Origin of the sequence: Macrococcus hajekii (genome assembly GCF_004359505.1) — a bacterium.
In the GTDB taxonomy this organism is placed as follows: domain Bacteria; phylum Bacillota; class Bacilli; order Staphylococcales; family Staphylococcaceae; genus Macrococcus; species Macrococcus hajekii.
On record NZ_SCWE01000001.1, the window covers coordinates 396,873 to 408,263 of the forward strand.

Below are 11,391 nucleotides of genomic sequence, written 5' to 3' on the forward strand. Positions count from 1 at the left end.
ATTAAAGGCTAAAATGAAAAATGGTGTTAAAAAAACCTTCAGAAGTGATGATGGATTTACATTGATTGAGATGCTGCTTGTTTTACTCGTGATATCAGTACTGATTATTATCATCATTCCGAATATCGCAAAGCAGTCTGATAATGTACAGAATACAGGATGTACGGCTCAAGTGAAAATGGTGCAGGGGCAGATCGAGGCTTATAAACTTCAATCCGGTAAAATACCAGCCACTGTGGATGAATTAGTGCCTGATTTTCTGAAAACGAATCAGACGTCATGTAAAAATGGTAAGAAAATAAATATTGTTAATGGCGAAGCAGTTGCAGAAGGCTGATTCGGCATTTAGTTACATCGAAATGCTGCTCATCATATTAATCATGCTCATCATGATTCATGTGGTGAGCTATCATTCATTTGATACTAAAAAAGCAGCAGTCGCTGAAAGCAATCAGGAGTTTCTATCAGTCATCACTTATTATCAGACGCTTGCAATGTCATCGGGTCAATCTATCACACTATCTTTTTTACCTGGTAGTGAAGATGTGCTGATTGAATCACAGAAGTTAGGTATTGATACGAAATATCATCTTCACAACGGCTATATTTACAGAGGAAATAGTATCTATAATTCGGAAATTACTTTTAGAGGAGATACAATCAATCGCGGGGCAACTATCACCTATTTTATTAACCAGCAACGCTTTGAACTTGTTTTTCAGCTGGTGAGAGGAAGGATTCGGATTGAAAGCAAATAAAGGCTTTCTACTGGTTGACTCGATGCTTGCAATGTCTATCGTTGTTCTCATCTGCATGGTCATTTTACCGATGCTACAGACGATGCAACATCACTATGAACAGGCATACCAAGAAGTGCAGCATTATAGAGAATTTTATGTAGAGATAAAGGGAGGTGCGCAAGTTCATGAAGTACAGCGGCAGTTGTGTACACAGCAGAGATGTATCCCTGAATGAAGGATTTACACTTATTGAAATGTTATTGAACCTTGCGATAGCAGTGACATTAATCAGTATTTTCCCTCTGATTATTTCGAATATCGCAAATTTCAAGGCGATATCAAGCGATAATAATGATATCAATGTAGAGCTGTGTCTGAGGGACATTCTATCTGAAACAAGACAGATGTCTCTTGCCATTGAAGGAGGTAGTCTGATTGGTACTGACAATAGCACACATAAGACCTACAGCTATTCATTTCATCAGTTGAGGCTGGTGAGAAAAGTAGACGGAAGTGGCTATATCATCCTACTTGAACAAGTTAAAAATGCAAGATTTTTTAAAGAAAATAACCATTTCTATATACAGCTGGAATGGAAGGATAAATGGAGGATGAAGAATGAAAAGTTTCAGATCAGATGAAGGTATTATGTTTCCTTTTGCGCTTATACTTTTGATGATTGTCTTGTTCTATGTCAGTTCCTATAGTGTCAGATATACGGTAAAATTAAATACACTGGATAATATTAAAATGTATTATAAGCAGGAGATATCAACGGAATTGAGGGATAAATAGGTGGCTATTGTACTGATAGGTTTCATGGGCGCTGGTAAAACAACACTTGGACAGGCACTCGCTGAACAGTTAAATATAAAATTGATTGATCTAGATGGCTATATTGAAAATAAAGAAGGACGCACAATTCGAGAGATATTTAAGGAGGAGGGAGAGGAGAAGTTCAGAACGTTAGAAACGACTGCCTTAAGACACTGGCTGGATGAAAATGTAATCATTGCAACCGGTGGAGGCATTGTAGAGAAAGAGCAGAACATACATAGTCTGAAAAAAAATAAATATAATATTTGGTTGAACCCGAGCTTCGATGAAATGTATAAACGTGTCAGCAATGACTCAAGCCGACCTAATGCATCGGGTTCTTCATATTTACAAATTAAAGAGTTGTACAACAGCCGCTATTCACGATATAATGAAATCGCATTCATACAAGTGGATACGAGTCATTCGATTGCTGTATGCCTCGGCGAAATCATTTCAGCGATTTATCCTGACTGAAGATAGGTCCATCTTGTAGCAAAACCTATTAGAGATAATAGGTGAATCAAACATTTAATGGAGGAGAAAAAATGACAGAACTGAAGAAGACCCCTTTGTATGACAAATATATTGAAGATGGTGCTAAAGTAATTGACTTTTCGGGCTGGGCACTGCCTGTTCAATTCTCCAGTATTAAAGAAGAACATATTGCTGTACGTGAAAATGTCGGTATGTTTGATGTCAGCCACATGGGCGAAATCATTGTAGAAGGTGAAAAAGCACTTGATTACCTTCAATATGTTCTTACAAATGATATTTCAAAAGTAACTCAAACAAAAGCTATCTATGCGATGATGACAAATGAACAAGGTGGCGTTGTTGATGACCTTGTTGTTTATCAGCTAGAAGATAATAAGTATTTATTAGTTGTCAATGCCGGTAATACAGATGTTGATTTCAAATGGTTAACAGATCATAAAATTGATGGCGTTGAAGTGAAAAATGTTTCTAGTGAATATGGACAAATTGCGGTTCAAGGACCTAAAGCGAAAGAAATCATGGAAAAATTAGTGGCAGTTGATATCAGTGAACTGAAAATGTTTGGCTTTATTCAAGATGTTGAACTTTTCGGTAAAACAGTCATTCTTTCACAATCAGGCTATACAGGTGAACATGGCTACGAAATCTACTGCTATGCACAAGATACAGTAGATATCTGGAACGGATTACTTGAACAAGGTGTTGTTCCTTGTGGTTTAGGTGCCCGTGATACATTACGTCTTGAAGCAGCATTACCCCTTCATGGACAAGACATCACACCATCTATTTCTCCGATCGAAGCAAAAATGGGCTTCAGCGTTAAGCTGCAAAAAGGTGATTTCATTGGTCGTGATGTAATTGCTAAACAGAAAGAAGACGGTCCTGAAAGAAAATCAGCTGGACTTGAACTTCAGGAACGTGGTATCGCGCGTACGGATTATGAAGTCTTCAATAAAAATGATGAAAAAATAGGTTACGTGACAAGTGGTACACAGTCACCATCAACTGGCCGTTCAATCGCTTTAGCTCTTATTGATATAGCTGAGACTGAGATTGACAACGAAGTATTCGTTCAAGTCAGAAAAAATAAAGTACCTGCTAAAGTCGTGAAAACACCATTCCATAAAAACTAAGGAGAGAGATTATGAGCCATCGCTATATTCCATTAACTGAAACTGATAAGCAGGAAATGTTAGAAACAATCGGGATTCAGTCAGTCGACGAATTATTTGCTGATATTCCTGAAAAAGTTCGTTTTGACGGACCTCTTAACATTAAAGAAAGAAAATCAGAAACTGGGTTATTAAGAGAATTATCTGCACTTGCAAATAAAAACGTAACAAGTGAAACACATGCATCATTTTTAGGTGCGGGTGTATACGATCACTATATGCCGATTGTAGTGGATCATGTTATTTCACGTTCAGAGTTCTATACAGCATACACACCATATCAGCCGGAAATTTCTCAGGGTGAATTACAAGCTATCTTTGAATTCCAGACGATGATTTCAGAATTAACAGGTATGGATGTTGCGAACTCATCTATGTATGATGGAGGAACTTCATTCGCTGAAGCGGCGATGCTTTCTTGTGGCCATACACGTAAAAAGAAAATCGTTGTATCAAAAGCTGTAAATGATGAATCTCGTGCTGTATTACGTACGTATGCGAAAGGTCAGAACCTTGAAGTCGTTGAAATTGATGTCAAAGATACAGTGACTGATTTAGATGCGCTTAAAGCAGCTGTTGACGCGGATACTGCTTGTGTAATGGTACAATATCCGAACTTCTTCGGCAGTATTGAAGATCTTGAAGCGATCAAATCATTTACTGAAGGCACAAAAGCATTATTCGTTGTTTCAAGTAACCCGCTTGCATTAGGATTATTAACACCTCCAGGTGAATTCGGTGCTGATATCGTAGTAGGTGATGCACAAGTATTTGGTATTCCTGCGCAGCTCGGCGGACCACACTGTGGTTACTTCGCAACAACAAAAGCATTAACGCGTAAAATGCCTGGTCGTCTTGTAGGTCAAACGCATGATGATGAAGGACAACGCGGATTTGTATTAACATTACAAGCACGTGAACAACATATTCGCCGCGATAAAGCGACTTCAAATATTTGTTCAAACCAGGCGCTTAATGCTCTTGCTGCATCAGTAGCGATGAGTGCATTAGGTAAAAACGGTGTCGTTGAAATGGCTGAACAGAATTTATACAAAGCAAATTACATGAAAGATAAAATGATTGAAGCTGGATTTACGATATTACCAGGTACATCATTCAATGAATTTGTTGTTAAATTCAATAAACCTGTTCCTGAGATTAATGAGCAGCTTCTTGAAGAAGGATTTATCGGTGGATATGATTTAGGCCGTATCGAAGATAAATATGAAGGACATATGCTGATTGCGGTTACTGAGCTTCGGACTAAAGAAGAAATCGATACATTCATTGAGAAAGTAGGTGCCTATAATGCTTAAAGGAGCAACTCCGTTAATTTTCGAACGTTCTAAAGAAAATCGTTTCGCATATTCATTACCACCACTTGAAGTAGAAGGCAAAAAAGTTGAGGATATTCTGGATAGCAAATTTATCCGTAAAGAAAAAGCGATGTTACCTGAAATTGCTGAACTTGACTTAATGCGTCATTACACTGAACTTTCAAATAAAAACCACGGTGTAGATACAGGTTTTTATCCATTAGGTTCTTGTACGATGAAATACAATCCGAAAATCAATGAGCGTGTAGCTCGTATGGCAGGATTTGCTCAGGCACATCCACTGCAGGATGATAAAACGATTCAAGGTTCTCTTGAAGTCATTTATGATCTGCAGGAACATTTAAAAGAAATCACAGGCATGGATGAAGTAACTCTTCAACCAGCAGCCGGTGCACATGGTGAATGGACAGCACTGATGATGATCAGAGCTTACCATGAAGCTAGAGGTGACCATGAACGTACGAAAGTAATCGTTCCTGACTCAGCACATGGTACAAATCCAGCTTCTGCTACTGTTGCAGGTTTTGAGACAGTAACAGTTAAATCAAATGATCAAGGATTAGTTGATATTGAAGACTTAAAACGTGTAGTGGGTCCAGATACAGCTGCTATTATGCTGACCAACCCGAACACATTAGGATTATTTGAAGAAGATATCCTTGAAATTCGTGAAATCGTTCACGCAGCAGGCGGTAAATTATACTATGATGGTGCTAACTTGAATGCCATCATGAGTAAAGTACGTCCTGGCGATATGGGCTTCGATGCAGTTCACTTGAACTTGCATAAAACATTTACAGGTCCACACGGTGGTGGCGGCCCTGGTTCTGGTCCAGTAGGCGTAAAGAGTGATCTGATTCCTTACTTACCAAAACCGCATATCGTTAAAGAAAATGATACATTCAAATTAGATTACGAGCGTCCTGAATCTATTGGACGTGTAAAACCTTTCTACGGTAACTTCGGTATCTACTTACGTGCTTATACGTATATCCGTACAATGGGACCAGATGGTCTTAAAGAAGTATCTGAGACTGCAGTATTAAATGCAAACTATATGATGAGACGTCTTCAACCTTATTTCGAATTACCATATGACAGACATTGTAAACATGAGTTTGTAATCAGTGGTGTCAGACAGAAGAAACTCGGCGTTCGTACACTCGATATGGCGAAACGACTGCTTGACTTCAACTTCCATCCACCAACAATCTACTTCCCATTAAATGTAGAGGAATGTATGATGATTGAACCGACTGAAACAGAATCTAAAGAAACATTGGATAGTTTCTGTGACACGATGATTCAAATCGCTAAAGAAGTAGAAGAAAATCCAGATATCGTTCTGGAAGCACCACATCACACTGTGATCGGTCGCCTTGATGAAACGACGGCAGCACGTAAACCTGTTCTTCGTTTTGAGGGTACCATCGAGAAATAGCAAAAAAACTTCAATCCCTCAGGGGATTGAAGTTTTTTAGTTTTTAGACTTAATACGGCCTTTCCATTCTTTGTAGCCGCCTTTAAGCATAAATAGATGATCATAGCCTTTTTTCTTCATCATTCTAGCGGCACGATAACTTGACACGCCGTTCTTATCGATAAAATAAATGGGCTGATCTTTACGTAATCCGAGCATACGTGTTCTGAAAATGCTCATTGGAATATTTCTTGCACCTATGACGTGACCATATTCATAGTCCGCTTTTTCACGTAAATCGATTACTTGTGCACGACGCATGCCTGCCTGAAAGTCATCTTGACTTAGCTCAGTAACAGATTTACGATTGATAGAGTAATTGATTGCAATGTAAATAATAAGCGCAAGAAGGATGATTCCAAGAATAATCCATATTTCCATTCTGTTTCCTCCTCAAGTAGCATATTATTATTATAAAGATTAAACCTGCTTATTTCAAAGTTAATTTACTCTATTTACAATAAGGATGGGACTTATGACAGAAGAATGGTTATTTATTAATACGAAAAGACAAAATCCCTATTTTAATATGGCGCTGGATGAAGCGCTTCTGAACTGGGTATCTGAAGGCAAGATGAAACCGGTGATCCGTTTCTATGGCTGGAACCCCAAAACATTATCAATTGGTTATTTTCAGAAACTTGAGAAGGAAATTGATATTGAAAAGGTAAAGGACAAAGAGATAGGCCTGGTCAGAAGAACGACAGGCGGGAGAGGGGTGCTGCATGATAAGGAGCTCACCTATTCGGTAGTTGTACCTGAATCACATCCGGATATGCCTAATACAGTGACCGAAGCTTATCGAGTGATATCGGGCGGTCTGCTTGAAGGTTTCAGACAACTGGGCTTTGATGCGGAATTCGCGATTCCGAGAACTGAGGAACAGCGTGCAAAACTAAAAGATCCTAGAAGCTCTGTCTGTTTCGATGCGCCAAGCTGGTATGAGCTAGTGGTTGAAGGTAGAAAAGTAGCCGGCAGTGCACAGACCAGACAGAAAGGCGTTATCCTGCAGCATGGTTCAATACTGCAGGATGTTGATGTCGATGAACTATTTGATCTATTCATCTATAAGAATCCGAGAATGAGAGAGAAAATGCAGGCTGCTTTTAGTGATAAGGCAGTTGCTATCAATGATTTATCTGATCGTCATGTCACGATTGAAGAAATGGAAGTCGCTTTTTATCAAGGTTTTGAAAAAGCATTAGGCATCAGACTAGTCCCTTATGAACTGTCAAATGAGCAGTTACAGGAAGTATACGCTATCGCTGATAAATATATGAGTGACGAGTGGACTTATAGAAGGTAAGCTGTGCTATGATAAATATAGAATGAATTTTCAGATATGGAGGGCAATTATGAAATTTGAAAAACTGAATCAGCTTCTGTCAGATAAAAATCTGGATGCTGTTGTCATCTTATCTCCTTATAATAGACGTTATCTGTCACTGTTTACAGGTTCAAGTGGTGCACTTGTTATCGCCGGAAATCAGCGTTATCTTATCACCGATTTTCGCTATATCAGTCAGGCCACATCCCAGGCTGCAGATTTTGAAATCGTCAAACAGCAGGGGGGATTACTGGATAATGTTAAACAGCTGATTGCAGATAAAGGCTTTAAAACAGTTGGTTTTGAAGGCGATTTAATCACTTTCCAGCAATATCAGACACTCAGTGACACAGTTCAGCTGATTGATATCGCGGGTGAAATCGAAAAGTTTCGCATGATTAAGGAGCCTTTTGAAATCGAAGTTATACAAAAGGCAGCGGATATCGCAGATGAAGCCTATGCTTACATACAGAAAATAATTAAAGCAGGTATTACTGAGCTTGAGGTGAGTCATGAACTTGAAATGTTTATGAGAAAACAAGGTGCGACGGGCTCATCATTCGATACAATCGTCGCTTCAGGGTATAGAGGCGCACTGCCACACGGTGTTGCATCTAATAAAGTAATTGAACAAGGCGATATGATTACACTTGATTATGGTGCTCTATATGAAGGTTATATTTCGGATATCACACGGACGCTTGCAGTTGGCGAACCGGTGGCTGAGATGAGGAAGATTTATGATATTGTACTGGATGCTCAGGTGACTGCACTTGAACAGATTAAACCGGGAATGACAGGTAAAGCAGCGGATGCCATATCCCGTGATATTATCAAGGCCGCTGGATATGGTGAACAGTTCGGTCATTCTTTAGGGCATGGAATTGGTCTGGAGGTGCATGAAGGACCTGGTTTGTCCATGGTATCGGATATCCCACTTGAGCCAGGCATGTGTGTCACACTTGAGCCAGGTATCTATGTGGAAGATTTAGGTGGTGTCCGTATCGAAGATGATGTCATCGTGACGGAAAATGGGTTAAAGCGCTTTACACATTCTACAAAAGACCTTATTATTTTATAGAAAGTATATTTAGGAGGATAACGTATGATTTCAGTTAATGATTTTAAAACAGGTTTAACTATTGAAGTGGATAATGGTATTTGGCGTGTGCTTGAATTTCAGCATGTTAAGCCAGGTAAAGGGGCGGCATTCGTTCGCTCTAAACTGAGAAACTTGCGTACAGGTGCTATTCAGGAGAAGACATTCCGTGCAGGCGAAAAAGTAGGTAAAGCACAGATTGATAACCGTAGAATGCAGTATCTGTATGCAAGTGGAGATTCTCATGTCTTTATGGATACAGAAACATATGATCAGACTGAATTACCAGAAGCAAATCTTGAACATGAACTGAAATTCTTAAAAGAGAATATGGAAGTTCATATTCAGAGTTACGAAGGTGAAACACTCGGAGTAGAATTACCGAATACAGTGACGCTTGAAGTAACGGAAACTGAACCAGGTATTAAAGGCGATACTGCTCAGGGTGCAACAAAAGCAGCGACAGTAGAAACAGGCTATACACTTAATGTGCCTTTATTCGTCAACCAAGGTGATAAATTAATCATTAATACAACAGATGGTTCTTACGTTTCTCGCGGTTAATTCATCTACAACCTTCCTGAATCTCAGGAAGGTTTTTTATTTTCTCTTGAATTGGTCTGACCACTCAAGTAAAATGAGGGTTAGTAAATGAATTTGATTGTTAAAGGAGAACCTTATGAATCTTGAGCAAATTAAAGAACTGATAAAAGTACTGGAAGACTCGTCATTGACAACAATAGAAATTGAAGATAATGAACAGAAAGTCAAACTCTTTAAAGAAACAAAAGTAGTTGAACAAGCTGCACCTGCTACACAGGTGATTCCTGTACAGCAGCATCAGGAAGCAGTAAGCAAGACTGAATCCACTGAGGATACAGCATCAGCGAAAACAATCAATGCGCCGATGGTCGGCACCTTCTACAAATCACCTTCTCCGGACAAAGATCCGTATGTTAAGGTCGGTGATCAGGTCTCAGCAGATTCGGTTGTCTGCATTCTGGAGGCGATGAAGCTCTTCAATGAGATTCAAGCTGAAGTGGCCGGCGAGATTACGGAAATACTGGTTGAAGATGGGCAGATGGTGGAATACGGTCAACCACTCTTCAAGGTGAAATAATGAAAAAAGTACTTATTGCGAACCGTGGTGAGATTGCGGTCAGAATTATTCGTGCACTTAAAGAGCTCGGCATACAATCGGTAGCCATTTATTCTGAAGCTGATCGTGAAGCCCTTCATGCTCAGCTGGCGGATGAAGCATATTGCGTCGGACCTAAATATTCAAAGGATTCTTATTTGAATATCCCTAATATCCTGTCCATCGCCAGTTCAACGGGTTGTGACGGTATTCATCCTGGTTACGGCTTTCTGGCAGAAAATGCAGACTTTGCCGAAATGTGTGAAGCATGTAATATTAAGTTTATAGGTCCCGGACATGCTGCCATCAACAAAATGGGAATAAAAGATGTCGCCAAAAAAGAAATGATTAAAGCCGATGTACCCGTAGTTCCAGGCAGTGATGGTCTTGTGAGCTCGATTGAAGCAGCGAAAGTTGAAGCGGCGAGAATCGGTTATCCTGTTATTATCAAAGCGACAGCAGGTGGCGGTGGTAAAGGGATTCGTGTGGCGCGCGATGATAAAGAGCTGGAGACAGGTTTCAGAATGACTGAACAGGAAGCGGAAGTCTCTTTTGGTAATAAAGGCCTTTATATCGAAAAGTTTATTGAGAATTTCAGGCACATTGAGATTCAAGTACTTGCAGATAGTGAGGGACATACGATTCATCTAGGTGAACGTGATTGTACAATCCAGCGTCGCATGCAGAAACTGGTTGAGGAATCCCCGAGTCCTGTCCTGTCAGAAGAAACACGAATGGAGATGGGTGCAGCAGCGGTCAGAGCTGCAGAAGTGGTCGGATATGAAAGTGCCGGCACAGTTGAGTTTATCTATGATCTGGATAGTGATCAGTTTTACTTTATGGAGATGAACACACGTATTCAGGTTGAACATCCTGTGACGGAGATGGTAACAGGATGTGACCTTGTAAAGTGGCAGATCAGAATTGCTGCTGGTGAACGTCTTACGCTTAAGCAGTCAGACATTGAATTTAAAGGTCATGCAATTGAGCTGAGAATCAATGCTGAAAATCCATTGAAGAATTTTATGCCGTCAGCGGGGATGATCGAACAATATCTTGTTCCAGGTGGATATGGCGTTCGTGTTGATTCTGCCTGCTACAATGGCTATACAATTCCGCCTTATTATGATTCAATGGTTGCTAAATTGATCGTCCACCAGCCGACACGTGAGGAAGCCATTCAATGTGCTTTACGTGCACTGGATGAGTTTATTATCTTAGGCATTCATACGACAATTCCATTCCATCAAGCTCTGCTGAAACATCCTGTTTTCCGCAGTGAACATTACAGTACAGAATTCCTGACTGAGAATAAACTGGATATACAATAAGGTAAAGAAAGAAGTCCTCAGCTATTGAGACTTCTTTCTTTGTATTTTAAGTTAAAATAACTATAAAATAATGGTATGATAAACTTATTATATGATAGGAGGCATTAGCTATGTCTAAACAGAATTTGGGAACAGTTGAAATTGCGCCTAATGTCATTGAAGTGATTACTAATATTGCGATTGGTGAAATAAAAGGTGTGTCTTTAGCACAGAAAAATAAATCGCTGGATAAACTAGGTGTTAAAAATGCCAAAGGTGTAAATGTTGAGGTAAAAGAGAGCGATATTTATATTGATGCATACTGCATCTTTGATTACGGTACTAAAATCTCAAGTACTGCTAAACAAGTCCAGCAGAACATTAAAAATGCGCTGACTAATATGACGGCGCTCACACCAAAAGAAGTGAATATCCACATTATCAATATTAAATTTAATGACTAAGAGGATGCTT

Annotated in this window: 15 protein-coding genes; 14 read left to right on the forward strand and 1 reads right to left on the reverse strand. The window is 39.5% G+C overall.

What is annotated here, in order from left to right; genetic code table 11:
• Nucleotides 1-13 precede the first annotated feature (13 nt).
• The 8 genes from comGC to gcvPB all read left to right on the forward strand — a co-directional run bounded on the left by comGC (nt 14) and on the right by gcvPB (nt 6,004).
• Nucleotides 14-337, forward strand: coding sequence for a competence type IV pilus major pilin ComGC (gene comGC, locus ERX37_RS02180; RefSeq protein WP_133429651.1), 324 nt, complete (start codon nt 14-16; stop codon nt 335-337).
• On the forward strand, nt 306-758 hold the full coding sequence (locus tag ERX37_RS02185) for a hypothetical protein (RefSeq protein WP_165981941.1): 453 nt from the start codon (nt 306-308) through the stop codon (nt 756-758). Before comGC ends, ERX37_RS02185 begins: the two co-directional genes overlap by 32 nt.
• Nucleotides 745-975, forward strand: coding sequence for a type II secretion system protein (locus tag ERX37_RS02190; RefSeq protein ID WP_133429006.1), 231 nt, complete (start codon nt 745-747; stop codon nt 973-975). Before ERX37_RS02185 ends, ERX37_RS02190 begins: the two co-directional genes overlap by 14 nt.
• The gene (locus ERX37_RS02195) at nt 926-1,381 is read left to right on the forward strand and encodes a competence type IV pilus minor pilin ComGF (RefSeq protein WP_133429007.1); all 456 of its coding nucleotides are present in this window, start codon (nt 926-928) and stop codon (nt 1,379-1,381) included. The genes ERX37_RS02190 and ERX37_RS02195 overlap by 50 nt, the downstream gene beginning before the upstream one ends.
• Before the next feature lie 154 nt (nt 1,382-1,535).
• Nucleotides 1,536-2,033 carry a shikimate kinase gene (locus ERX37_RS02200; RefSeq protein WP_229713151.1) on the forward strand — a complete coding sequence of 166 codons (498 nt, stop codon included), beginning with the start codon at nt 1,536-1,538 and terminating at the stop codon, nt 2,031-2,033.
• A gap of 71 nt (nt 2,034-2,104) precedes the next feature.
• The gene (gene gcvT / locus ERX37_RS02205; RefSeq protein ID WP_133429008.1) at nt 2,105-3,187 is read left to right on the forward strand and encodes a glycine cleavage system aminomethyltransferase GcvT; all 1,083 of its coding nucleotides are present in this window, start codon (nt 2,105-2,107) and stop codon (nt 3,185-3,187) included.
• A gap of 11 nt (nt 3,188-3,198) precedes the next feature.
• On the forward strand, nt 3,199-4,542 hold the full coding sequence (gene gcvPA / locus ERX37_RS02210) for an aminomethyl-transferring glycine dehydrogenase subunit GcvPA (RefSeq protein ID WP_133429009.1): 1,344 nt from the start codon (nt 3,199-3,201) through the stop codon (nt 4,540-4,542).
• Nucleotides 4,535-6,004, forward strand: coding sequence for an aminomethyl-transferring glycine dehydrogenase subunit GcvPB (gene gcvPB, locus ERX37_RS02215; RefSeq protein WP_133429010.1), 1,470 nt, complete (start codon nt 4,535-4,537; stop codon nt 6,002-6,004). The genes gcvPA and gcvPB overlap by 8 nt, the downstream gene beginning before the upstream one ends.
• A 36-nt stretch (nt 6,005-6,040) precedes the next feature.
• On the opposite strand, the gene ERX37_RS02220 is transcribed toward gcvPB, so the two are convergent.
• Entirely contained in the window at nt 6,041-6,424 is a 384-nt protein-coding gene (locus tag ERX37_RS02220) for a rhodanese-like domain-containing protein (protein WP_133429011.1), read from the reverse strand.
• A 94-nt stretch (nt 6,425-6,518) separates the two neighbouring features.
• Between ERX37_RS02220 and ERX37_RS02225 the strand changes: the two genes are divergently transcribed.
• The 6 genes from ERX37_RS02225 to ERX37_RS02250 all read left to right on the forward strand — a co-directional run bounded on the left by ERX37_RS02225 (nt 6,519) and on the right by ERX37_RS02250 (nt 11,381).
• On the forward strand, nt 6,519-7,349 hold the full coding sequence (locus ERX37_RS02225) for a lipoate--protein ligase family protein (RefSeq protein ID WP_133429012.1): 831 nt from the start codon (nt 6,519-6,521) through the stop codon (nt 7,347-7,349).
• A 49-nt stretch (nt 7,350-7,398) separates the two neighbouring features.
• The gene (locus ERX37_RS02230; protein WP_165981942.1) at nt 7,399-8,451 is read left to right on the forward strand and encodes a M24 family metallopeptidase; all 1,053 of its coding nucleotides are present in this window, start codon (nt 7,399-7,401) and stop codon (nt 8,449-8,451) included.
• 24 nt (nt 8,452-8,475) lie between these two features.
• On the forward strand, nt 8,476-9,033 hold the full coding sequence (gene efp, locus ERX37_RS02235; RefSeq protein ID WP_133429013.1) for an elongation factor P: 558 nt from the start codon (nt 8,476-8,478) through the stop codon (nt 9,031-9,033).
• Between the two features lie 115 nt (nt 9,034-9,148).
• A complete protein-coding gene (gene accB, locus ERX37_RS02240; protein ID WP_133429014.1) occupies nt 9,149-9,589 on the forward strand; it encodes an acetyl-CoA carboxylase biotin carboxyl carrier protein in 441 nt (146 codons plus the stop codon).
• Nucleotides 9,589-10,938 (forward strand): acetyl-CoA carboxylase biotin carboxylase subunit, encoded by a 1,350-nt coding sequence (gene accC / locus ERX37_RS02245; RefSeq protein WP_133429015.1) that lies wholly within the window; start codon nt 9,589-9,591, stop codon nt 10,936-10,938. Before accB ends, accC begins: the two co-directional genes overlap by 1 nt.
• A gap of 110 nt (nt 10,939-11,048) precedes the next feature.
• Nucleotides 11,049-11,381: an Asp23/Gls24 family envelope stress response protein gene (locus ERX37_RS02250; RefSeq protein ID WP_133429016.1), complete on the forward strand. Its 333-nt coding sequence runs from the start codon at nt 11,049-11,051 to the stop codon at nt 11,379-11,381.
• Nucleotides 11,382-11,391: the final 10 nt, after the last annotated feature.